The organism is Methylosinus sp. shoA (assembly GCF_059718125.1).
The window spans coordinates 519587-542971 of sequence record NZ_AP046091.1 but is presented as its reverse complement, the minus strand read 5'-3'; the positions used below and the strand labels follow the sequence as shown (position 1 = coordinate 542971).

Annotated in this window: 23 protein-coding genes; 18 read left to right on the top strand and 5 right to left on the bottom strand. The window is 67.9% G+C overall.

The genetic code is table 11. From position 1 onward, the window contains the following. Position 1: 1 nt before the first annotated feature. Positions 2-862, bottom strand: coding sequence for an acetyl-CoA carboxylase, carboxyltransferase subunit beta (gene accD, locus AC6IW9_RS02560; RefSeq protein WP_497768782.1), 861 nt, complete (start codon positions 860-862; stop codon positions 2-4). Next, entirely contained in the window at positions 859-1761 is a 903-nt protein-coding gene (gene trpA / locus AC6IW9_RS02555; protein ID WP_497768780.1) for a tryptophan synthase subunit alpha, read from the bottom strand. The genes accD and trpA overlap by 4 nt, the downstream gene beginning before the upstream one ends. Positions 1762-1922: 161 nt before the next feature. Here trpA and AC6IW9_RS02550 point away from each other — a divergent pair, with 161 nt between their 5' ends. Continuing rightward, a complete protein-coding gene (locus AC6IW9_RS02550; protein WP_497772397.1) occupies positions 1923-2159 on the top strand; it encodes a type II toxin-antitoxin system RelE/ParE family toxin in 237 nt (78 codons plus the stop codon). A gap of 131 nt (positions 2160-2290) precedes the next feature. Then, a complete protein-coding gene (locus AC6IW9_RS02545; RefSeq protein WP_497768777.1) occupies positions 2291-2617 on the top strand; it encodes a HigA family addiction module antitoxin in 327 nt (108 codons plus the stop codon). A 25-nt stretch (positions 2618-2642) separates the two neighbouring features. Here the strand turns inward: AC6IW9_RS02545 and AC6IW9_RS02540 are convergent, their stop codons facing one another. Then, the gene (locus AC6IW9_RS02540) at positions 2643-3533 is read right to left on the bottom strand and encodes a LysR substrate-binding domain-containing protein (protein ID WP_497768774.1); all 891 of its coding nucleotides are present in this window, start codon (positions 3531-3533) and stop codon (positions 2643-2645) included. A gap of 109 nt (positions 3534-3642) precedes the next feature. Here AC6IW9_RS02540 and AC6IW9_RS02535 point away from each other — a divergent pair, with 109 nt between their 5' ends. The 15 genes from AC6IW9_RS02535 to AC6IW9_RS02465 all read left to right on the top strand — a co-directional run bounded on the left by AC6IW9_RS02535 (position 3643) and on the right by AC6IW9_RS02465 (position 18121). Further along, positions 3643-4095 (top strand): cupin domain-containing protein, encoded by a 453-nt coding sequence (locus tag AC6IW9_RS02535; RefSeq protein WP_497768772.1) that lies wholly within the window; start codon positions 3643-3645, stop codon positions 4093-4095. Between the two features lie 8 nt (positions 4096-4103). Further along, positions 4104-5003: a dihydrodipicolinate synthase family protein gene (locus AC6IW9_RS02530; protein WP_497768770.1), complete on the top strand. Its 900-nt coding sequence runs from the start codon at positions 4104-4106 to the stop codon at positions 5001-5003. Next, entirely contained in the window at positions 5000-5287 is a 288-nt protein-coding gene (locus AC6IW9_RS02525) for a hypothetical protein (RefSeq protein ID WP_497768768.1), read from the top strand. Before AC6IW9_RS02530 ends, AC6IW9_RS02525 begins: the two co-directional genes overlap by 4 nt. Before the next feature lie 48 nt (positions 5288-5335). Continuing rightward, a complete protein-coding gene (locus AC6IW9_RS02520) occupies positions 5336-6076 on the top strand; it encodes a sulfite exporter TauE/SafE family protein (protein ID WP_497768766.1) in 741 nt (246 codons plus the stop codon). A gap of 56 nt (positions 6077-6132) precedes the next feature. After that, the gene (locus AC6IW9_RS02515; RefSeq protein ID WP_497768764.1) at positions 6133-6492 is read left to right on the top strand and encodes a hypothetical protein; all 360 of its coding nucleotides are present in this window, start codon (positions 6133-6135) and stop codon (positions 6490-6492) included. A gap of 115 nt (positions 6493-6607) precedes the next feature. Then, positions 6608-8332: an OmpA family protein gene (locus AC6IW9_RS02510; protein WP_497768762.1), complete on the top strand. Its 1725-nt coding sequence runs from the start codon at positions 6608-6610 to the stop codon at positions 8330-8332. A 28-nt stretch (positions 8333-8360) separates the two neighbouring features. Further along, positions 8361-9119 (top strand): helix-hairpin-helix domain-containing protein, encoded by a 759-nt coding sequence (locus AC6IW9_RS02505; protein WP_497768760.1) that lies wholly within the window; start codon positions 8361-8363, stop codon positions 9117-9119. Between the two features lie 62 nt (positions 9120-9181). Beyond that, a complete protein-coding gene (locus AC6IW9_RS02500; RefSeq protein WP_497772394.1) occupies positions 9182-9889 on the top strand; it encodes a pentapeptide repeat-containing protein in 708 nt (235 codons plus the stop codon). Between the two features lie 54 nt (positions 9890-9943). Further along, on the top strand, positions 9944-10870 hold the full coding sequence (locus AC6IW9_RS02495) for an ROK family protein (protein WP_497768758.1): 927 nt from the start codon (positions 9944-9946) through the stop codon (positions 10868-10870). Positions 10871-10969: 99 nt separating this feature from the next. Continuing rightward, the gene (locus AC6IW9_RS02490) at positions 10970-11140 is read left to right on the top strand and encodes a hypothetical protein (protein WP_497768756.1); all 171 of its coding nucleotides are present in this window, start codon (positions 10970-10972) and stop codon (positions 11138-11140) included. Between the two features lie 753 nt (positions 11141-11893). Then, positions 11894-13624, top strand: coding sequence for a 30S ribosomal protein S1 (gene rpsA / locus AC6IW9_RS02485; protein ID WP_497768753.1), 1731 nt, complete (start codon positions 11894-11896; stop codon positions 13622-13624). Between the two features lie 470 nt (positions 13625-14094). Beyond that, entirely contained in the window at positions 14095-14709 is a 615-nt protein-coding gene (locus AC6IW9_RS02480; protein WP_497768749.1) for a L,D-transpeptidase, read from the top strand. Between the two features lie 255 nt (positions 14710-14964). Further along, positions 14965-15657, top strand: coding sequence for a glutathione S-transferase family protein (locus AC6IW9_RS02475; RefSeq protein ID WP_497768746.1), 693 nt, complete (start codon positions 14965-14967; stop codon positions 15655-15657). Continuing rightward, positions 15555-16784: a tRNA epoxyqueuosine(34) reductase QueG gene (queG, locus tag AC6IW9_RS02470; protein WP_497768743.1), complete on the top strand. Its 1230-nt coding sequence runs from the start codon at positions 15555-15557 to the stop codon at positions 16782-16784. The genes AC6IW9_RS02475 and queG overlap by 103 nt, the downstream gene beginning before the upstream one ends. A 107-nt stretch (positions 16785-16891) precedes the next feature. After that, entirely contained in the window at positions 16892-18121 is a 1230-nt protein-coding gene (locus AC6IW9_RS02465; RefSeq protein WP_497768740.1) for a hypothetical protein, read from the top strand. A gap of 8 nt (positions 18122-18129) precedes the next feature. Here the strand turns inward: AC6IW9_RS02465 and AC6IW9_RS02460 are convergent, their stop codons facing one another. Beyond that, positions 18130-18447 carry a hypothetical protein gene (locus AC6IW9_RS02460; protein WP_497768737.1) on the bottom strand — a complete coding sequence of 106 codons (318 nt, stop codon included), beginning with the start codon at positions 18445-18447 and terminating at the stop codon, positions 18130-18132. A 334-nt stretch (positions 18448-18781) separates the two neighbouring features. Between AC6IW9_RS02460 and AC6IW9_RS02455 the strand changes: the two genes are divergently transcribed. Then, positions 18782-21709, top strand: coding sequence for a glycosyltransferase (locus AC6IW9_RS02455; RefSeq protein WP_497768734.1), 2928 nt, complete (start codon positions 18782-18784; stop codon positions 21707-21709). A 3-nt stretch (positions 21710-21712) separates the two neighbouring features. Here the strand turns inward: AC6IW9_RS02455 and AC6IW9_RS02450 are convergent, their stop codons facing one another. Further along, the gene (locus AC6IW9_RS02450; RefSeq protein ID WP_497768731.1) at positions 21713-23257 is read right to left on the bottom strand and encodes a sensor histidine kinase; all 1545 of its coding nucleotides are present in this window, start codon (positions 23255-23257) and stop codon (positions 21713-21715) included. Between the last annotated feature and the right edge of the window lie 128 nt (positions 23258-23385).

Below are 23385 nucleotides of genomic sequence, written 5' to 3'. Positions count from 1 at the left end.
GTCAGGCGGCGCGCCGGGGCGCCTTGGTCAGCAGGGCGCAGAGCCGCGCGAGCGTCCCACGCATTTCGGCGCGCGGGACCACCATGTCGACCATGCCGTGATCGCGCAGATATTCGGCGCGCTGGAAGCCCTCCGGCAGCTTCTCGCGAATCGTCTGCTCGATGACGCGCGCGCCGGCGAAGCCGATGATCGCGCCGGGCTCGGCTATGTGAATGTCGCCCAGCATCGCATAGGAGGCGGTGACGCCGCCCGTGGTGGGGTTGGTGAGTACGACGATATAGGGCAGGCGCGCTTCGCGCAGGCGGCGCACGGCGATTGTCGTGCGCGGCATCTGCATCAACGAGAACATGCCCTCCTGCATCCGCGCGCCGCCCGAGGCGGTAAAAATGACGAAAGGCGTACGGTTTTCCAGCGCATGGGTCATGCCGGCGATGATCGCCTCGCCGGCCGCCATGCCGAGCGAGCCGCCCATGAACTCGAAATCCTGCACGGCGGCTGTGACGGGCGCGCCCTCGAGCTTGCCGAAGGCGAGCGTCACCGCGTCGGCATGGCCGGTCTTCAAGCGATATTCCTTGATCTTGTCGACATAGCGCTTGATGTCGCGGAACTTCAGCGGATCGGCGGGGACTTCCGGCGTCGGCAGCAACTCGTGCTCGCCGTCGTCGAAGAGGCTCGCGAGCCGCACCTCCGCCGGAATGCGCATGTGATAGCCCGAGCCCGGGATCACATAGAGATTGTCCTCTATGTCCTTGTGGAACACGAGCTGGCCGCTCTCCGGGCATTTGACCCAGGCGTTCTCCGGCGCCTCGCGCTTGATGAGCGCTTTGATCTTCGGTGGAACGACGTTCGAATACCAGTTCATGACCAGAGCCTCGCGAGCGCTCCGAAGGTCGCTTTCAAGGAGAAGGGCGATTCTTTCTCTACCGCGGCGACGGGCGCGCGCGCGCCGCGCACCCCTCGGGCGAGATCGGCGACGAGCTCGGCGACCGCCGCGACCGTCTTCTCGCCCGCGCGTTTCTCTTCGTCGAGAGAGCCGGCGAGCGCGTCGACCAGCGCCGAGCCGACGACGACGCCATCCGCATATTGCGCGATCGCCGCGGCGTTCTCGGCCGTCTTGACGCCGAAGCCGACCGCGATCGGCAGGGGCGTATGGCGCTTCAGCCGCGCGACCGCCTCTGCGACGCCCGCATAATCGGTGAGCGCCGCTCCCGTAATTCCGGTGAGTGAGACATAATAGACGAAGCCGCTCGTGTTTTCGAGCACTTTGGGCAGGCGCGCGTCATCCGTGGTCGGCGTCGCGAGGCGGATGAACTCGAGCCCGGCGGCGCGGGCCGGCAGGCACAGCTCCCGGTCCTCCTCGGCCGGCAGGTCGACGACGATCAGCCCGTCGACTCCGGCGGCTTTCGCCTCCTCGAGGAATGTCTCGGCCCCGCGCACATAGATCGGGTTGTAATAGCCCATCAGCACGATCGGCGTCGCGTCGTCCTCGGCGCGGAAGCGCCGCACGAGGTCGAGCGTCTTCGCGACCGTCGTCCCGGCTTTCAGCGCGCGCAGGCCCGCCGCCTGGATCGAGGGGCCGTCGGCCATCGGGTCGGTGAAGGGCATGCCGAGCTCGATCACATCGGCGCCGGCCTGCGGCAGGCTCTTCACGATCTCGAAGGACGTCTCGAGGTCCGGATCGCCGGCCATGACGAAGGTGACGAGGGCGGCGCGGCCCTCGGCGCGCAGGGCTTCGAAGCGGGCGTCGATGCGTGTGGTCATGGCGGGAGCCGATAGCATAGGGCCGGCCCGAGGGGAATGGATTGCCGCCGCGCGCTCGAGTTCATCCTTCGGCTGGGGAGTCGAAGCCTATCGCATGTCGTAATATGGTCAACGTATGATACGCTCCGTCAAAGGAACGGCGACTCGCCAGTTCGTCGAGACTGGCGAGTCGAAATTTTCTGGCCTCGACGAAGCGCTGGCGCGGCAACGTCTGGCGGAAGCTCGACAGCGCCGCCTCGCTCGACGACCTGCCGCCGCCGCTTCGAAGCGTCGGACTTCATCGGCTCTCGGGCGACCGCAAGGGCCAATGGGCGATCACCGTCAACGGCCCGTGGCGGATCACTTTCCGTTTCGAGGGCGGAGACGTTTTCGAGGTGGAGATCGTGGATTATCATTGAAACGGGTCAGTCTGACGGCCGCGATCGGGTCGACGCTCTGCGCTTTCCGGGCAAAATCGCCCGGACCTCATTGAAGAGCCAGAGTCGCGATGAAGATTGTGATCGTCTCTTACCACTCATCGAGGTTCGCCATGGCGAAGAAAATTGGAGACACGTTCGAGGCGCCGGTAGGGGGATTCCGCTTCGGCCCGGTCCATCCGGGCCGCACTCTCGCCGCAGAGCTGACGGCGCGTGGAATCAGCGCCCACGCGCTCGCACTGAATTTGCGGGTGCCGGCCAATCGGATCAGCGAAATCGTCGCCGGAAAGCGTGGCGTCACCGCGGAGACCGCGTTGCGTCTCGCCCGCTATCTCGGCACGAGCGCGGCGTTTTGGATGAACCTGCAGTCGAAATACGATCTCGAGATCGCCGAGCGGGATCTCGGCGAACGCATCCGATCGGAAATCGAGGCGGCCTGATCGAGAACGACATGGCCGCGGCCGCTCACCGCGCCGAGCCCGCGAAATGGTCGCGGATGCGCGCGGCGAAGCGCACGGCGGCGGGCGTCGCCCGGCCGTCCGGGGCGCTCAGGAGGCAGATCGTCCGACTGCCGGGGCCAGGGTCGAGCCGAGCGAAATGCAGCGCCGAGACGCCCGAGACATGGCGCACGTCGGCGGGCACGATCGAGACATAATCTCCCGTGCCGACGACATTGAGAATGGCGGCGAATGTGTTGAAGGCGAGGATGCGGCGCGGCGTCACGGCGACCCTGGCGAGATAATCGTCGACCGCCGCGCGCGTCCGGAAGCCGTGGCCGAGCAGCGCGAGGTTCTCCTCGGCGATTCTCTCGGCCGCCACCTCCTCGGCCTGCGCGAGCCGGCTCCCCCGCGCGCAGACGAGCATCAGCGTGTCGGCATAGAGCGGCTCGGCGCGGCTCTTCGTATGCGCGCGCGGAAGGCCGACGCCGAGGTGCAGAGTCCCCGCCTCGACTCCGGCGTCGATCTCGTCATTGGCGAGCTCGAAAATCTCCAGGTCGATGGCCGGATAGTCGCGCGCGAAGGCGGTCACGATCCCAGGGAGATAGAGGGCGTTGACCGTCTGCGTCACGCCGATGCGCATCCGGCCCCGCTTCAGCCCTCTGTGCTCCAGCACGGCTTCGCGCAGTCCCTCCACCTCCGCGAGCACGCGGCGGGCGCAGTCGATCGTCAGCAGGCCGGCCTCGGTCGGCTCGACCTTATGCGCGGTGCGGATGAACAAGATCACGCCGAGCTCGGCCTCGAGGTCCTGGATCTGCTGCGAGAGGGTCGGCTGCGACACGTTCAGCGACCGGGCGGCGCGCGTGAAGCTGCGCTCCTCCCCGACCCGGATCAGATAGCGCAGGCGCCGGAAGTCCATGAGCCGTCTTTATCATAGGAAAATCCGATTTTCAGTATCGAAAACAAGTCTTGGACCTATTCTCATTTTTCTGTGATGAAAAAAGACCGCAATAAACGGGAGGTTGGCCATGTCCGCCCAGCGAGTTTTCCACTCGGCCGATTTCGACAAGACTCCGCCCACATTCGAGGTCGAGCTGCCCGAGCGGCTCGCGCATCGCGGCGTCGAGAAGGACGACGCGCGCGCCGCCTATTCGGTCGAGCGCAAGCATCCTGTGCATTTCATCGATCTTCCCTCCCACGCGATCAGCCTCACGGTCGGCGGGCTGACGCCGGGGGGGCGCTCGAACCGCCATCGCCACACCTATGAGACCATCCTCTATGTGCTCGAGGGGCGCGGCTATTCGATGATCGAGGATCGGCGCATCGAGTGGGAGAAGGGCGACGCCGTCTACATCCCCGTGTGGGCCTGGCACCATCACGTCAACGCCGATCCCGACAAGCCCGCACGCTATCTCGCCTGCGAGAATGCGCCCATGCTGCAGAACGCCGGCCGCCTGGCGATCCGCGAAGAAGCGAAGTGAGGATCGCCATGATCGACACGATCAGAGGAATAGTCGCCTATCCCGTCACGCCTTTCTCCGCCGACGGCGGCGTGGACGACCGGGCGTTCCGCCGCGTCACCGAGAATCTGCTCCGCTCGAAGCCGGCGGCCATTGCTTTTCTCGGCAGCGCCGGCGAGAGCGCCTATCTCACGGACGAGGAATGGCGGCGCGGCGCAAAGCTCGGCGTCGAGACCGTCGCCGGCCGCGTTCCGGTCATCGTCGGCATCGCCGAGCTGACCACGGCCGCGGCCGTCGCCAAGGCGCGCTACGCCCGGGAGATCGGCGCGAACATGCTGATGGTCATTCCGGTGTCCTACTGGAAGCTGACCGAAGCCGAGATCTTCGATCACTATGCGGCCATAGCGGCGGCGACCGATCTGCCGATCATGGCCTACAACAACCCGGGCACCAGCGGCGTCGACATGTCGCCCGAATTCCTGGTGCGCCTCGTCCGCGAGCTCGACACGGTGCGCTTCGTCAAGGAGAGCAGCGGCGACCTCAACCGCATGCACGCCATTCACAAATTGTCCGACGGAACGATCCCCTTCTACAACGGGGCCAATCATATGGCGCTCGAGGCGATCGCCGCCGGCGCGTCGGGCTGGTGCACGGCTGCGCCCAATCTGCTCGACGATCGGCCGGGACGGCTGTTCGAGCTCGTGCAGGCGGGCGACATCGCGCGCGCCCGCGCGCTCTTCTACGACATCCTCCCGGTGCTGAAATTCATCGTGGTCGGCGGCCTGCCGACCACGGTGAAGGCGGGCCTCGCTCTGCGCGGCCTGCAGGCCGGCGCGCCGCGGCCGCCGCTGAAGCCGCTCGTCGAGGCCGACCGCAGGAAGCTCGCCGACTATCTCGCCGCGCTGAAAGTGGAGCCGGTCGCGGCGTGAGCGCGAAGCTCGACCGCGCCGCGCCCGCGCGGGAGAGCCGGGAGGCGGCGATTCTTCGCCGCCTCCGCCTCGCGCCGGCGACGGGCGAGGCCCTCGCGGCCGAGCTCGGCTGGCCGCGCGAGGCGTTCGAGCCGGCGGCCCGCATGCTGTGGAACGCCTTCGCCCTGCGCGGCGCGACGGCGGACGGGTGCTGCAACGATCCCTGCGGGCCGGGATGCGTTTCCGCCTTCCGGATGGAGCGGCTCTGGCTGCTCACAAAAAAGGGCGAGGCGATGGCCCGGTGACGCCGCTTCGAGCTTGATTTCAGCCGTCCCAGCTGGGATAGCCGGGCGATGCTGCTGATCCTGCTCTTCTTCGTCGCCATGTGGGCCGGCGCGCAAAATGCGCTCGCCGGCGGCGGCTCTTTCCTCACCTTGCCGACGCTGATGCTGACCGGCATGGACGCGCGCGCCGCCAACATCACCTCCTGCGTCGCCCTATTTCCCGCGCAGGTGGCGACAGGATGGGCCGGCCGTGACCTCTCTGCAGGGGCGGGCGGTCTCTCGCTGCGGGCGCTGTTCGCCATCAGCGTCGTCGGCGGGGCGGTCGGCGCCGCCATTCTGCTGGTGACGCCGCCCGCCTTCTTCGCGAAGCTCGTGCCCTGGCTCGTGCTGTTCGCGACGGCGGTCTTCGCTTATGGCAGCTTTCTTCGCCGGCCGGGCGATTCGAAGGGGCGCCTGCCCGTCCGCGCCGCCGGCCTCGCGCAATTCCTCATCTCCGTCTATGGCGGCTATTTCGGCGGCGGCATCGGCTTTCTGATGGTCGCGGCGCTGACCATGGCCGGCCAGAATGTGCGCATCGCCAGCGCCACCAAGAATGTGCTCGCGGGGGTGATGAACGCCTCGGCCGTCGGCATTTTCCTGTTCTCGCCCGATCTGCATTGGGCGCAGGCGCTGGTCACCGCGGCCGGGGCGACGGTCGGCGGCGTCGCCGGCGCGAGGCTCCTGCACCGCATTCCGGAAAATCGGCTGCGCCTCGTCGTCGTCCTCGTCGGCGTCCTGCTCACCATCGGCCTGTTTCAGCGGGCGCCGTGAGCTGAAACGTGGCCTTTTGCTGGAAAATCGCGCTCGGCTCGGCTAAGGTATCGCGCATGCGCGCGCTCCTCGCTTTGGCCGTCTCGCTCTGCCTCGCCCCTTCGGCGCAGGCCGCCGTGGCGCGCGGGGCCGTGCTCGCCTGCCGCGATCCCGCCGACATCAAGCGCGCCTTCAAGCCGATCAACGAGAAGACCGCCAAGGAGGACGCCGCCTATTTCAAGGCCAGGCTCTCCGCCGGCGAATGCGTGCAGCTCGTGCGCGATCAGAAGGTTCTGGTCGATCAGCGCGACGGTCCGCTCTGGTGCGTGCGTCCCTCCGGCGCGCTGGACTGCTATTGGACGCTCGACAAGGCGATCGATCTCTATCCCTCTCCGCCTCCGGCCGCCGGCGAGCCGCCGGCCAAGAAAAAACCCTGAACGGTCCCCCATCTCCGCGGAATCGGCGGATCGCGCGAGTTGGTCTCGCCCCCGCCCCCTGATAGAACATTGCGTCCATACGTAATGATTCTCGCTCCAGGGAGCCGGAAGCGCGATGATGCAGCCGGGCAAATGGTGGATCGGCCTGCCGCCGCTGGCCATCCTCTTCACCTTCGCCGCGACCATGAACGGCGAGAAGATCGAGACCGACATAGCGGGCCGCGCCCGCTCGGTTCTGGCGCGGGCCGAAACGCCGCAGGCGCTCGCCGACGCTTCCGTCGCGGTCGACGGCCGCGACGTCACGGTTTCGGGAGTGGCCCTGTCGCGGGACGCGGTCGAGCTGATCGTCTCGGCGATCGAAAAGCAGGACGGCGTTCGCGCGGTCGTCGACAAGACGACGGCTCCGGCCCTCGCCAAGCCCTTCGTCGCCTCCTTCGAGCGCCGAGGCAAGACGCTCGTCGTGGCCGGCGCCGAGCCGCCGGGAGCGCGCGAGCGCATTCGCGCCGTCGCGGCGGGGCAGGGCCTCGATGTCGCCGACAAGGCCGCCTATGCGCTCGGCGCGCCGGCGAATTTCGGCGCGCTCGCGACCTACGCCATGGGCGTGCTCGACGCGCTCGGCGACGGCAAGGCCGTTCTTTCGGACGCGACGCTGACGGTGAGCGGCGCTCCGGCGAGCTTCGACGCCTATGACCGGGCGCTCGCGGCGCTGCGATCGCCGCCGGCCGGGATCGTCGTGACGGCGGTCGACGTCACGCCGCCGCGCGTCTCGCCCTTCGTCTGGAGCGCGGTCAAGAGCGGCGCGTCCCTGTCCCTCTTCGGCTATGCGCCGTCGCCGGCGGTCCATGACGCGCTCGCGAGCGAAGCCGCCGCCCTGGCCGGCGCCGGGACGGTCGGCGACCAGAGCCGCGTCGCGAGCGGCGCGCCGGCCGATTTCGCCGCGGCCGCGCGCGCGGCTCTCGGCGCGCTCGAAGGCCTCGACAACGGCAAGGCGACGCTCTCCGATGCGAGCCTCGTGATCGAGGGCGCCGGCAAGCCGAACGTCACCGCGTCCTCTGTCGAGGCGAGGCTGCGCGCCGCTCTCCCGAAGGGCTTCGATCTCGGCGCGACGAAGATCGCGGCGGGCCTCGTCTCGCCCTATGTGCTCACCGCGCACAAGCAGGACGGGACGCTCGCCTTGTCGGGCTATGCGCCCGATGCGGCGACGCGCGACGGGTTCGTCGCCGCGAGCAAGCGTCGCTTCGGCGGCGAGATCGCCGATGAGATCGGCGTCGCGGCCGGCGCGCCTGGGGGCTTCGATAGAGCGGCCGACGCCGCTCTGCGCGCCGTGACCCGGCTGCGCACGGGCGCGGCGGCGATCTCGGACCGGCGCATCGCGATCGAGGGCGCCGCCTTCACCGCGCGGGCGGCCGAGGACATCAAGGCGCGTCTCGCCAGAGAGACGCCCGAGGGCTTCGAGACCTCGGCGCTGCTGAGCGTCGCTTCGCCGGCGGACGAGATCGCGCCGACGGACCTCTATGCGACGATCGCGAAGACTGTCGCGCCGGGCTTCTCCTTCGGCGCCGATCATTCGGCCCTCGCCGAGGAGTCGTTGCCTATCGCCGACGCGCTCGCCTTCGACCTGCTGCGCAGTCCGGGCGCCGCGCTGGACATCATCGTCTATTTCGACGGGGCGGGCTCGGTGACGGAGAACGAGTCGATCGCGCGACGACGCGCCGAGACGCTGCGCGACTATCTGGTGGCGGCGGGCGTCGATGCGGCCCGGCTGACGGCGACGGCAGGCGGCGGCGCGCCCGTCGAGAGCGAAGCGCCGCACCGGCGCATCGAATTCATGGTCAAGTGAGCGGGTCCAGCGGAGAAGGAGAACGCGCATGCTCTATCTGCTCGCCGCATCCTGGGAATGGCTGGCGGGGGCGGCCGCCCTCGGCCTCGTCGTCGGCCTCGTCGCCTTCACCAACGCCAGGGACGCGGAGTTTTCCGGCCATGGCGTCGTGGTGGGGGCGGCGCTGACGCTGCTCGGCGGATTTTTCCTCTCCAATCTGCAGATCGTTCCGGGTCGCGCGGGGCTGTTCTTCGACCTCGGCCTATTGTTCGCGGCCGCTTACGCCCTCGCTCTGCCGATCGGCGGCGGCGCGCGGCTCCTGGCCGCCGCCGCTTTTCCCGCCGCGCCCGCAACGAAGAAGCCGCCTCATGTCGTCGTGAGGGGCGCGCCGAAGCCGGAGCTCGCCGCCCCGGCGCCGGAGCCCGCGACGGCCGCTCCCGAGCCCGAATCCGAGGCGCCCGCGGCCGCCTCCTTGCCGCCCGAGCCGCCCGCCCGGCCCAAGGCGGCGGCCGCGCCGGCGGAGGCCACGAAAAAACACCCGGGCGTCCAGCCCCCCGGCCTGCCGGGTCCACGCGGCGGAACGCCGGACGACCTCTCGAAGATCAAGGGCGTCGGACCCAAGAGCGTCGAAAAGCTTCACGCGCTCGGCGTCTATCACTTCGACCAGATCGCCGCCTGGACGCCGGAGAACGTCAAATGGGTGAGCGCGTCCTTCGCCATTCCCGGACGTCTCGAGCGGGGACGCTGGGTCGCCCAGGCCAGGGAGCTCGCCGGGGCGCAGGCTCCGAGACCGGACGAAGCGCCGTGAGATCGGCGCAGGCCGCAGCGCTCGCCCTCGTCGCCGCCCTGGCGCCGGCGCGCGCGCAGGATATGCTGCGCAATATCGACCTGTCGCAGCCGGCCTATTCGCAGGCGGAGCTGACGCGCGCCGAGATCGAGGCGAAGATCGCCGGCGGGGCGGGCGGCCTCGATCTCTCGTCGAGAAGCCTCAACGGCCTCGATCTCTCCGGCCTCGACCTTTCGGGCGCCAATCTGCGCGCGGCGCGGCTCGTCAAGACGAGGCTCGTCGGCGCCAAGCTCGACGGCGCCATTCTCGATCAGGCCTGGCTGCTGGAGGCCGATCTCTCCGGCGCCTCGCTGCGCGCCGCGCATGTCTTCGCGGCGCAGATGCAGCGGGCGAAGGCCGCGAAGGCGGATTTCTCGAAAAGCCGCCTCGCCGCCGACATGACCGGCGCCGATCTCTCGGGCGCTTCCTTCCGGGAGGCCGATCTCTCGGCCGATATGAAGAACCAGTCCATGGGGCTGATGCGGGCCGTGCTGCGCTCGGCCCGGCTCGAGGGGGCGCATTTCGGCGGCGCCGATCTCTCGCGGGCGGATCTCCGCTTCGCCCGCGCCGCCGGCGCCGACTTCTCGGGAGCCTCGCTGAAGGACGCCGATGCGGCCGGCGCCGATCTGACCGGCGCGCGCTTCGACGGCGCCGCGGCCGAGGGACTGTCTCTCGATTCGGCGCGGATCGACCGGAGCGCCGCGGAGAGTCTGAAGGGCGCGCTCGATCTGGACCGCGCCCGGCTGCAGTAGAGGGCGTACGGGGGCTGCCGCCGCGCCGCCGCCGCGCTAGATAGAGGAAGGGCGATGACACAGGAACCCTTCCGTATCGGCGTCGATCTCGGGGGCACCAAGATCGAGGCCGTCGCCATGGACGCGAGCGGCGAGACGCTGGCGCGCCGACGCGCGCCCACGCCGGCGCACGACTATGTCGCGATCCTGCAGACGATCACGGCGTTGGTTCGGGATTTGGAGACCGAGCTCGGCGGGCGCGGCACGGTCGGCCTCGGCACGCCGGGCGTGATTTCCCCGCGCACCGGACTCGTCAAGAACTCCAACACGACCGGGCTCAACGGCAAGCCGCTGGACAAGGACCTCGCGGCCCTGTTGGGCCGGCCGGTGCGCATCGAGAACGACGCCAATTGCTTCGCCCTCTCGGAGGCCGTGGACGGCGCCGGGGCGGGCGCGCGCGTGGTGTTCGGCGTCATCCTCGGCACGGGCGTCGGCGGCGGCCTCGTCGTCGACGGCAAGGTGCTGCAGGGGGTCAACAAGGTCGCGGGCGAATGGGGGCACACGCCTCTGCCCTGGATGACGCCGGCCGAATTTCCCGGGCGCCTCTGCTATTGCGGCCATTACGGCTGCGTCGAGACCTTTCTCGCGGGTCCCGCGCTCTCCTATGATTATGACGTCCGGAGCGGCCGGCGGGCCGGCGGCGAGGAGATCGCAGCGCGCGCCGCGCGCGGCGAGGCTGCGGCGCTCGATTGTCTCGACGCCTATCGCGACCGGCTCTCGCGCGCGCTCGCGGCGATCGTCAATCTGCTCGACCCGGATGTGATCGTGCTCGGCGGCGGCGTCTCCAACATCGGCCGCATCTATGACGGGCTCTTCGAGTTCGTCGAGCGACAGGCCTTTTCCGACGCCATCGACACCAAAATCCTGCGCAACCGCCATGGCGACGCGAGCGGCGTGCGCGGCGCGGCCTGGCTCTGGGGCGGTCCGGGCGCGAGTGGATAAGGGCGGATCTGCCGCGCTCTGCAGGGAGCGGCGATTGACCATCGGGCGGCCCTCGAGCGAAGATATCGCTCATCCCGCGCGGCGCTTGCGGAGGAGCTCATGAGCAAAGGGCTGATGCTGGCGGCCATCGCCGCTATTCTCGGCTATGAGGCATGGTCCTTTTTGGTGGCGAGCCGCTATCAGTCGCTGTGCCAGCTCTCTTATTGGTCGGCGACGGACGCGCAATTGCGCGCCTGCGACGAGATGCGAACCGCGCTGCCGCAGAATTGACGCCGGAGAGCGCGCGCCGAGAAGAGGCGACGTCCGCCGGCCGCCCGGCGCTGCGCTCAGTGCGGCTCTTCGCGGCCTCGGCCGGGTGGTGGCCGGACAGGCGGTCCGAAAGCGCGAAAGCCAGTGTCGACAGGCATGACAATCACCACCGGCGCGTCGGTGAGGGTCGTGTCGATGATCGAGCACGAGCAGCGTCATATCGGCTTCGGAGACGATGAAGAGACGGGCCGTCGCCTCCCAGAGATGCGCGCCCGCCTCGATCAGCAGCTCGACGAGCCCGGCGACGAGCATGAGAAAGAAAAGAAAGGCGCGAGGAGCCATCGCGAGAAAAACAGGAAAGATTCGAACGAACGCTCGAGCATGGTCGCGTCTTTGCCGGATGCTCGAGCGCGGCTCGCTACACGAAAACGGCGCTCTTGCGCAAGACGCTCGAGACGACGGAAACCCTCACGCGGCCCGGAGAGCGCTCGCCGCCCGGCACAACCGGGGTGATGTTCGCGTCCCTTGCCGGGACCGCGCCCTCCTGCTAGATTATCCACAGGGTCGGCCGGCGGGATTTTCCCTTCCGGCCACTCCCTTTTTGAACCCAGAGCTTTTTCGATCGGGCCGCGCCGGCCAGTTCTCACCTGAGAACTCTCGCTTCCTCCGCTTCGGCCATATGCCGGCCGCCGGGGAAGCCTCCGACCGAAGAAGCCCGTCCGCAACGCCAACCCCAGCCGGCGCCCGCCCGAAGAAGGGTCCTCAGGAGAACGAATGTCCACTGCAACAGAGCGCGTGCCGTCGCGCGAGGATTTTGCCGCCCTGCTCGACGAAAGCTATGGCCAGAACGAGGCTTTCGAAGGGTCCGTGATCAAGGGCCGCGTGGTCGCCATCGAAAAGGACGTCGCCGTCATCGATGTCGGCCTCAAGACCGAAGGGCGCGTCGCCCTCAAGGAATTCACCGGCTATGGCCGCGATCCCGCTCCCAAGGTGGGCGAGGAGGTCGAGGTCTATCTCGAGCGCATCGAGAACGCGCTCGGCGAGGCCGTGATCTCGCGCGACAAGGCGCGCCGCGAGGAGAGCTGGGTCAAGCTCGAGAAGGCCTTCGAGAGCAATGAGAAGGTCGAGGGCGTCATCTTCAATCAGGTCAAGGGCGGCTTCACCGTCGATCTCGACGGCGCCGTGGCCTTCCTGCCGCGCAGCCAAGTCGACATTCGTCCGATCCGCGACGTCGGCCCGCTGATGAACGTTCCGCAGCCCTTCCATATTCTGAAGATGGACCGCCGCCGCGGCAATATCGTCGTGTCGCGCCGCACCGTGCTCGAGGAGAGCCGCGCCGAGCAGCGCCACGAGATCGTCGCCAATCTCGAGGAGGGGCAGGTCATCGAGGGCGTCGTCAAGAACATCACCGATTACGGCGCCTTCGTGGATCTCGGCGGCATCGACGGCCTGCTGCACGTCACCGATGTGGCGTGGCGGCGCGTCAACCATCCGAGCGAGGTTCTGTCGATCGGCCAGAGCGTGCGCGTGAAGATCATCAAGATCAATCACGAGACGCATCGCATCTCGCTCGGCATGAAGCAATTGCTCGAGGATCCGTGGCAGGGCATCGAGGCCAAATATCCGATCGGCGCCAAGTTCCACGGCCGCGTCACCAATATCACCGACTACGGCGCCTTCGTGGAGCTGGAGCCGGGCATCGAGGGTCTCGTCCACGTCTCCGAAATGTCCTGGACGAAGAAGAACGTGCATCCCGGCAAGATCGTCGCGACGAGCCAGGAGGTCGATGTCCAGGTGCTCGAGGTCGATCCGGTCAAGCGCCGCATCTCGCTCGGCCTCAAGCAGACGCTGCAGAATCCGTGGGAGGCTTTCGCCGAGAAGCATCCGGTGGGCTCCACGGTCACCGGCGAGGTCAAGAACAAGACCGAGTTCGGCCTGTTCATCGGCCTCGACGGCGATGTGGACGGCATGGTCCATCTCTCCGATCTCGACTGGAATCGTCCTGGCGAGCAGGTGATCGAGGAATACAAGAAGGGCGACGTCATCACCGCCCAGGTGCTCGACGTCGACGTCGAAAAGGAGCGCATCTCGCTCGGCGTGAAGCAGCTCGGCAATGATCCGTTCGCCTCGGTCTCGGAAGAGGGCGCAGGCGAGGTGAAGAAGGGCGCCGTCGTGACGACCGAGGTGCTCGAGGTGAAGGACTCGGGGCTCGAGGTGAAGATCGCCGGGACCGACCTCACCACCTTCATCAAGCGCAACGAGCTGGCGCGCGATCGCGCCGACCAGCGTCCGGAGCGCTTCGCCGTCGGCGAGAAGGTCGACGCGCGGGTCACTCTGTTCGACCGCAAGGCGCGCAAGATCGCCGTGTCGATCAAGGCGCTGGAAGTGGCCGAGGAGAAGGAGGCGATCGCCCAATACGGCTCCGCCGATTCGGGCGCCTCGCTCGGCGACATTCTCGGCGCCGCGCTGAAGGCGAGAGAAGCCGAAAGCCCGAAAAAAGGCTGAGCGGGAGACGAACAGGCTCCGCCCTCCTCGCGAGGGCGGAGATTTTTTCAGATTGTGGAAACGGCCCGTGCTTCGAGACGCGCCTTTCAGGTCTCCTCGGTGCGAGAGACCCTTCACAAACCACCAGAGCAGCTTCACGGGCCTGCGAAGCGTCGTAGAGCCTTCGAAGGTTCCCAGTAGCTATCATCCGCGCAGAGCAGGATGTAGACCATGGCGCCAGCGACCGGCATCGCAGCCCTCGTGCTTCGAGACGCGTGCTGCGCAGGCTCCTCGGGACAGGGAGCTGGGCGACATCGATTGCTTGACCAGTGAGCGCCCCTCATGCCGAGGAGCCCGCGCAGCACGCGTCTCGAAGGACGGACCGCATGCGCCCTGTGCGAAGGCGCACAAACGCCGCCGCTCGACCCGGCTAGTTTCGTCCCGCTCGCCATGAAGCGAGCGGAAAACGAACCAGCCCGAGGGAGTGCGCCATGTTCCGTTCCATCCGCCGCCGCGCCGTCGAGGCGCTGTCGTTCGCCGCAATCGCCGCCGCTTCGATGGTCTTCATCCCAGCCGCCCATGCCGAAGACGTCTTCTCGCTCTTCGAAGGCCGCTCCGTCGCCGAGGACGACGAGCGGCTCGCCCAGGAATACCCGACCTCGACCCGCGCTCTCGTCGAGAATCCGACCGGCGCGCCGGCCGGCACGATCACCGTCGACACCAAGAACCGCTATCTCTATCTCTCGCTCGCCGACGGCCGTGCGTTGCGCTATGGCGTCGGCGTCGGCCGCGAGGGCTTCGCCTGGAGCGGGCGCACCCGCATCGGCCGCATGGCGCAATGGCCCGATTGGACGCCGCCCGCCGAGATGCTGAAGCGCCGCCCGGACCTGCCCCGACGCATGAAAGGCGGCGAGGACAATCCGCTCGGGGCGCGCGCGCTCTATCTCTACGCCGGCGACCGCGACACCATGTTCCGCATTCACGGCTCCAACGAGCCCTGGTCGATCGGCGAGGCCGTCTCCTCCGGCTGCATCCGCATGCTCAACGAGGATGTCGCCGATCTCTATGACCGCGTGCGGCTCGGCGCGACCGTCGTCGTGTTGTGAGCGCGGGCCGGCCGGGGCCGTCAAGGATTCGCTAACGCCACACTCGAAAATGGCGCGGCGCCGCAGGGTTTCCCGGCGCCGCCCAAAATCGATAAAATTGTATAAAATCTCAATAGGATGGCGCCTGAAGACGGGCGAGGGGCGCGGCAATGGCCGCGCTTGTCGCGCTCCATGGCGGGGCCTATACGAAAATTTCCGCAGCGACGCATCTCATTCTTTCTTGCCGCGGCGTCGCGCCGTCAGACGAAAGGCTCCATGGCCACTCTCTATCATCATCCGCTCTGTCCCCATTCGCGCTTCGTTCGGCTGATTTTGGCCGAATACGGGATCGAGACGACGCTGATCGAGGAGAGAGCCGCGGAACGGCGCCGGGAGTTTCTCCAGCTCGATCCGGCGGGCCGCACGCCGGTGCTGGTCGACGACGACGGAACCGTCGTCTCCGGCGCCATGGCGATCGCGGAATATCTCGAGGAGACGGCGGATCCGGAGCTCAACCGCCTGCGGCTGCTGCCGCCGACGCCCCGCGAGCGCGCCGAGACGCGCCGGCTGACCGAATGGTTCAACCTCAAATTCTTCGAGGAAGTGACCAATTGGCTGGTCACCGAGAAGGTCTACAAGCGTTTCCTCGCCCCGGAGATCGGCGGCGGCGCGCCGGACATGGACCTGTTGCGCGTCGCACGCGCCAATATCCGTCCCCATATGCGCTACATCGGCCATTTGACCGCGGCGCGGAACTGGCTGGCGGGCGAGACGTTGAGCTTCGCCGATTTCGCCGCCGCCGCGCATCTCTCCTGCGCCGATTATCTGGGCGACGTTCCATGGGACGAACACGAGACGGTCAAGCATTGGTATCAGCGGATCAAATCGCGCCCGGCCTTCCGTCCGCTGCTCTCGGACCGCGCCGTGGGAACGACGCCGGCGCCGCGCTACGCCGATCTCGACTTCTGAGCCTCGAAGAGGAGCTGCGCGAGCGCGCCACGGCGCTCGGCTTCGACCTCTGCCGTATCGCTCCCGCGAGCGCGCCGCCGCAGGCCGGCGAGCGGCTCGCCGCCTGGCTCGCCAGCGGCGCCCATGGCGACATGGAGTGGATGGCGCAGACGCCCGAGCGCCGTTCCGCGCCGCAGGGTCTGTGGAGCGATGCGCGCTCCATCGTTCTTCTCGGCTCCAATTACGGCTCGGACGAGGATCCTCTCGCCGCCCTCGCGCGCCGCGACCGCGGCGCGATCTCGCTCTACGCCCGCCGGCGGGATTATCACGAGGTGATCAAGGGCCGGCTCAAGCAGCTCGCCGCCTTCCTGCTGGCGCGCGCCGGCTCGGGCGATGCGAAAGTGTTCGTCGACACGGCGCCGGTGATGGAGAAGCCGCTCGCGCAGGCCGCCGGGCTCGGCTGGCAGGGAAAGCACACCAATCTCGTCTCGCGCCGTTTCGGCTCCTGGCTGTTCCTCGGCTCGATCTTCACCGATCTCGCGCTCGCGCCCGACGCGCCGGAGCGCGATCATTGCGGCTCCTGCCGCAAATGCCTGGACATCTGTCCGACGAACGCCTTTTCCGCGCCCTATCGGCTCGACGCGCGGCGCTGCGTCGCCTATCTCACCATCGAGCACAAGGGCCCGATCCCGCGCGAGCTGCGCGCCGCCATCGGCAATCGCGTGTTCGGCTGCGACGACTGCCTGGCCGTCTGCCCCTGGAACAAATTCGCGCAGAGCGCCCGCGACGCCCGGCTCGCTCTGCGTCCCGAACTGGACGCCGCGCCGCTCGCCGAACTCGCCGCGCTCGACGATGCGGGCTTTCGCGCGCTGTTCGCCGGCACGCCGGTGAAGCGGCTCGGCCATGCGCGTTTCTTGCGCAATGTGGCGATCGCCATCGGCAATTGTGGCGACGCGCGCCTCGCCGCCGCCCTGCGGCCGCTGCTCGACCACGGCTCGCCGCTGACGCGGGGCGCCGCCGTCTGGGCGCTGGCCCGACTCTCGCCGTCCGAGGAGTTCGTGAAGCTGGCGCGACGATATGCTCCGCGCGAGGCCGATGCGCTAGTGTGCGCGGAATGGGTAAAAGAGACACAGTGGGAGAAAAAATGAGGCCGCCCTCGCTCCGCCGCAGCGCAACCGTCCCATCCTCCATGGATTCCCCGCAACTCTGCCTGTAGACTCGGGAGTCTCGACCGCAACCGCGGGCGCTTTCCGCCATGCCGAATTTTCCGCGACGCACCATCGACGATCCGGCCATGGAGGCGGCGCGGCTGCTGGCGCGGCTCAGCATCATGCTGCTGTTCATCATCTCGCAGGTGGCGCCGATCCTCGCGCGGCAGACGATCTACATTCTGCTGCCGATCGGCGCGGCCCTGCTGCTGCTGTCGGCGAGCCTCGCGCCCGATTCGCGCAAGCTCGGCGAAATCTCCGCTCTGGCGCTGAAGCCGACGACGCTCGCCGCTCTGTTCTTCGTCGCCTGGAGCGCGCTCTCCCTGGCTTGGACGCCCTTCGGCTCCGGACCGGCCGAGCGATTCGGCAAGAGCGCGGCGACGCTGGCTCTGGTGGCGGCGGCCTGCGCGCTGCTGCCTCCGCGCACCAAGACCTCCAACCTCAATCTTCTGCCGATCGGCACCGCCGCCGCGGCGGCGGCGCTCCTCGCCGTCGCGCTCGTCGCCCGGCCGGCCGAGACGCCGGCCGATCTCGATAGCGATCCGCTGCAGCGCGCCGGCCTCGGCCTCGCCCTCGTGCTGTGGCCCGCGCTCGGAGCGCTCGCATTGCGTGGACGATGGATTTCGGCCGGCGCGGTCGCCGCGGTCGCCGTCGCCGCCTGCGCGCTCGCCCGCGCGCCCAGCGCTCTGCCCGCTCTGCTCATCGGCGCCCTGGTTCTCGCCTTGTCGTTCGGCAAGGCGCGGCGCGTCTCGCGCGTTCTCGCGCTCGCGGCCGCGGCGGCGATTCTCGTCGCGCCGCTGGCGGCCGTCCTGTCGGCTTATGCTCTACCCGAGCGTCCTCCGGCCGCGCTCGAGCCGCTGCTGGTCTGGGGCCGCATCATCGTCGGCGACGGCCCGCGGGTGCTGCTCGGCCATGGCTTCGGCGCCGCCATCTTCGGCGTGCTCGGCCATTATCTCGATCCGGACACGCCGCGCAGCCTCGTCTTCCAGGTGTGGTTCGATCTCGGCGCGATCGGCGCCATGGCTCTGGCGGCGGTGGGAGCGCGCGCCTTTATCATCGTCGGGCGGACGCGGCCGGTGCTCGCGCCCTTTTTGCTGGCCGGGCTCGCGACGGGCCTCGCCATCTCCCTGTTCGGCCCCGCTGGCGAGCAGCTCTGGTGGCTGACGCTCGCCGGGCTCGACGCCATCGCTTTCGCGCTGGTGATGAAAGGCCAGTTCCGCACGCGGCGTCCCTATGTCCAGCCCGATTGGGCCGTGGGGCGCATCGTCGGGCGGTGAACGCGGCGTTAGGGCGCGCAGGCGACGCCGCGGGTGACGCTGATTCCGCCCCGCGCGTCCTCGACCTTGGTGACCGCGAGCACGCAGTCCTCGTCTTCCTCGCCATAGGCGCGGTCGACGCGGATCGACGCGCCCTGGCCGAAGGGTCGCAGCGCGGTCACGCCCTCGCCCAAGGCGACGCGCTGCGCGGGCGCGACGGGCGCTTTCTGGAGCGGCGCGACGGCCGGCGCGGCGGCGACGGCGGCGCAAAATCCCGTGACGACGATCGCCGCGGCGACGAGGCGCGAGGCGCCGTTCGAAAACAGCCTGTTTCCCGAAACGTTCATAACGCGACACTCCTTTTCCGAGCCTAACGCGGAGAGCCCCGCTCTGGTTGCGGGCGAGATGCGGAAATCCGCGCGCGCCGGCGAAATCTCTACAAAGAGTTAAAGCGCGGAGTGTGCGCCGCCGATGTGCGCCGGCGCACACTCCGGAGCGTGTGGTTCTTTTCGTCTCGCGGCTGCATGCGATCGTAATCGTGTCGACAACGCCATTTCGAATAACTATACATCGCGCGCATCGTGACGAAACGAGGCGCGGCGGCGCCGGATCTGAACGACCATCGGGCTCGAGCGAATGATATCGGCAGGCGAGACGAAGAACAGGCTGCTTCGCCTTTTCGTGACCGAAAAGCGACTTTTCGACAAGAACTATTATACGAGGACGAATCCCGATGTCGCGAAGTCTGCGACGAATCCTTTCACGCATTTCATGCGCTACGGGTGGCGCGAGGGTCGCAATCCGTCCGAGACGTTCGACACTCTCTATTATCTCGCAACCCGCAATCTCTCCCTCGAAACCAATGCGCTGACGCATTACGTCGGTTGTGTCTGGCCGCGCGCGGAGGGCTTGAGGCCGTCGACCGACGACGAGATCGTCGGCTTTCAGCTGGAGACGGTCAGGCCCCATGTCGACGGGCAATTCTATCGCGCCCGCTATGGCGTCGACGAGGACGTCGACGCCGCGGAGCATTATCTCCGCATCGGCTGGAAGCTGCTCTTCGACCCGTCGCCGGTCTTCTCGACAGAGCGCCATCTCGACGCCAACCCCTTTCTGCGGCAGGTGAGCGCGTCGCCGCTCTATCATTGGCTGGCGCTTCGCCCCGACGGTCTCGCAAAGGCGAGCGCCGACGCAACGACGCGAGTGAAATTGGCGTCGAATATCGAGCGCGTCGATCCGCAATCGATCGTGGGCTGGGCCTTTGATCCCGCCTCGCCCGACCTGCCGGTCGCCTTGGACGTCTCGATCGACGGCGTTTATTTTGCGCAGGCGAACGCGACCCTGCCGCGAAGCGATCTGCGAAGATTGGATCATCGCGTCGTCGGCGGCGGCTTCGAGATTTTTCTGCCGCCCGGCGCCGGGGCGGCGGTCGTCGACATTCGCTGGCGCGGCGCTTCGATCGAGGGCGCGCCGCTGGCGGTCGATCTGAGGCCGCACCGGCCGCGGCTTCTCTCCAGCCGCCGCGCTCGGCCGCCGCTCGCCATCGTCGTGCCGATCGACGACGCTGCGCAGGCTCCGGAGCGCTGCCTCGACTCCGTGCTCCGCCATACGCCGCGAACCGCATCCGTGCTCCTGATCGACGACGTGGGCGCGCATCGGCGGATCGCCGAATCGCTGCGCGCCTTCGTCTCGCTCCCGAACATCGACATCCGCAAGAACGAGGAGGCGGTCGGATATGCGAAATCGGTGAATCTCGGATTGGAGATCGCGCGCGGATGCGATGTGATTCTCCTGAGCTGCGACATGCGAGTGGGGCCTCGCTGGGCGGAAAATCTCCAGGACGCCGCCTATAGCGCCGACGATATCGCTTCCGTCACCGCCGTCTCCGACGACGCCGGCGTCTTCACCGTTCCGCATGCCGGTCGTTCCGCCCCGCTCGAGCCGGGCTGGACGATCGAGGATTATCAGCGGCTGATCCTGCAGCATTCGTCGACGTTCCTGCCGGAAACGCCGACGGCAGGCGGGTTTTGCGCCTTCCTGCGGCGCGACGCTCTGGATGAGATCGGCGATTTCGACGCCCGATCCTTTCCTTTCGGTCATGGCGCAGAAAATGATTGGTCGATGCGCGCCGGCAGAGCCGGCTGGCGCCATTTGATCGACGACCGCACGCTCGTGCATCACGCCCGCTCCGCCGCCTCGGAGGAGCGAGGGCGGGAGCTCTCGGAGCGCGCTCGGACGATTCTCGAGGAGCGTTACCTCGACTATCGCACGCTGGCGCATCGTCTCGACGCGGGACCGAGAATGAATGCGGTCCGCCACGGCGTGCTGCGGTTGCGCGAGGAAATGGCCTCGAAGCGCGTCGCGGCGCCGAGGCCGCGCATCCTGTTCGTAATCTCGACCCTCACCGGCGGCACGCCGCTGACCAATCGCGATCTCATGCGCCGCCTGCGCGATCGCTTCGAGCCCTGGCTCCTCCATTGCGACCGGCGAACGCTCACCCTGACGAAAGTCGGACTCGACGAATCGGACGATCAAATCGTAGAGCGGCGCGCGCTCGACGAGCCCATCGATCTCGTCGCTCATGCGAGCGGCTCTTACGCCGACATAACAAAGGACTGGCTCGCGCGACATGCGATCGAGCTCGTTCATATCCGCCATCTCGCCTGGCACAGCGTGGCGCTGCCGAAGATCGCCGAAGGCGCCGGCGTGCCGGTGGTGATGTCGTTCCACGACTTCTACGCCGTCTGCCCTTCGTTGAAACTGGTGGACGAATTGGGCCGCTATTGCGGCGGCGTCTGCACGCCGTCGCCGGGCGAATGCATCCCCGAGCTGTGGATCATGCAGAACATCCCGCCGCTGAAGGGCGCCTGGGTGCGCGAATGGCGGAGGAAATTCGCCCATGCGTTCGAATTCTGCGACGCTTTCGTCACTACCTCGAACGCCGCGAAGACGATTTTGGAAGCGAATCTTCCTTCCCTCGCCGGCCGTATCGAAGTCATCGAGCACGGGCGCGATTTTCCGCCGTTTCATCCGCCGCGCGCCGTCGCGCCGCAGGTCGGTCTCGTCGACATTCTCGTTCCCGGAAACATAAATGCGAAGAAGGGGCGCGACCTGATCATGTCGCTCGCGGCGCTCGACGCCGGGCGCCGCTTGCGATTTCATCTCGTCGGTGAGGTCTGCCCTCCCCTGCAGGGTCCGGGGATCGTGTCGCACGGCCCCTATTCCAGGGAGCAATTCGCCGCGCGATTTCTCGCGACCGGCGCGGCCATCGGCGCCGTTCTGTCGACATGGCCCGAAACGCATTGCCATACTCTGACCGAGTTGTGGTCGGTCGGCATGCCGGTCATCGGCCTCGATTTCGGCGCCGTGGCGGAGAGGATTCGCGCCACGGGCGCGGGCTGGGTCCTGCCGCTCGATTCCATCGAAAGGCTCTATCGGGACATCTGCCGCATCGCGAGCGATGGCGGCGAGGTCGCACGCGCGCAGGCGGCCGTCGCCGCATGGCAGAAAGACGAAGGCGTCCGGAACACCGTCGCGTTCATGGCGGGCAGATATGAAGAGCTCTATCGCAGAACGCTCGTCGCGCGAACATTGGGGCGCGACGGGTGAAACTCACGCGGCCGGACGCCTCCGCTCGCCGGCATGCGGCTGCGAATCGTCTTCCGGCTCGAATTTCGGCAGAGCGTTCATCACGCGCTCGGGCGGGAACACGACGATCGCCTCCGTGCCTTCGCGCACCTTGGACTTCAACTTGAACAGACCGCCGTGCAGATCGATGAGTCCCTTGACGATGGGCAGGCCGAGGCCCGTGCCTTCCTCGGCGTTCTTCTGCGCCAGAGTGCCGCGGCCGAAGGAGGACATCACCACGGCGATCTCCTCCTCGGGAATGCCCGGGCCGGTGTCCTTGATCGCCACATATTGTCCGCCGGCGCTGGTCCAGCCGACCTTCAGTGTCACCTGCCCCCCCTGCGGCGTGAATTTGATCGCATTGGTGAGGAGATTGAGCACGATCTGCCGCACGGCGCGCTCGTCGGCCCACAGGCGCGGGAGGTCCGGCTCCTTCATCTCGATCATCTCGATCCCGCGCTTCTGCGCGCGGATCGTGAGGAGATGGCGGCAGTCCTCCACCACCGTCGAGAGCGAGACGCTCTCTTCCTTCAGCTCGTAGCGGCCGGCCTCGACGCGGGAGAGATCGAGAATTTCGTTGATCAGCATCAGGAGATGCTGGCCGCTCGAATGAATGTCCTTCGAATAGTCCTTGTAGGCCGCCACCGCATGGGCGCCGAACAATTCGTTCTTCAGCACCTCGGAGAAGCCGAGAATGGCGTTGAGCGGCGTGCGCAGCTCGTGGCTCATGGTGGCGAGGAAGCGCGATTTGGCGAGATTGGCCTCCTCGGCGCGCCGGCGCGCTTCGTCGGAATTGGCCTTGGCCTGCTCCAATTCGCCGATCAGATCGTCCTTCTCGATGCGGAAGAACAGGCTCTCGCGCGTCACATGGTGGAATCGCTTGGCGAGCACCACGAAAAACACCTGCGCCGCGCCGACCAGCGCGAGCAGCGACAGGCTCGTGTCCTCGAGCGAGGAGACGCGCAGGCAGGCGACGATGGCGATCGAGATCGGCGTGACCGTCGCATAGACGGCGATGGGAATGGTCGCGGTCACCATGGTGTTGAAAGCCGCCGCCAGCATCAGCATGGCGAGCACGAAGGCTTTCGCGTTGGGATCGCCCGCCTGCAGCGGCAGCGCCGCCATCGAGGCCCAGACGAGGCCATGGGCGAATTCCGCGGCGACGAATTTGCTGCGCCAGGAAATGACGTTGATCTCGGCGTCGGCGAGCCGGTCGAGGCGCTTGGCGAGGCCGTAGCAGAGCAGCAGCGTCGACAAGGCGAAGGTGATCCACACGATCTCGAGCTCGCCGTCCATCCAATAGCGCGTGAGGCCGGCCACCATGGCGATGAGCGCCGAGGCCGGAGCGGCCGAATGGAGCCGCGCCGAGGCGTAGGCGCGCAGCAGCCCCACGTCGCAGCCGCGATGACCCGTGTCGGATGTGGTGAGCTTCTCGCGCGCCTCGCGCACCTTGGCGCCACGGCGGCGGCGCTCCGAGCGTCCGTCCCGCCCGCGGCCGCGCTCGATCATCTCGGCGGTAATCTCATCCATGATACGCGGGACCCGAAGCGACGAACATCGACGGCTCGCGCCGGAGAAGCGGCGCTCCCGCCCCCTCGCCGTGGCGAGAGAAGCCCGGAATTTCCGCACAATCTGGCAGGCAGGTCGACCCTTGCCGA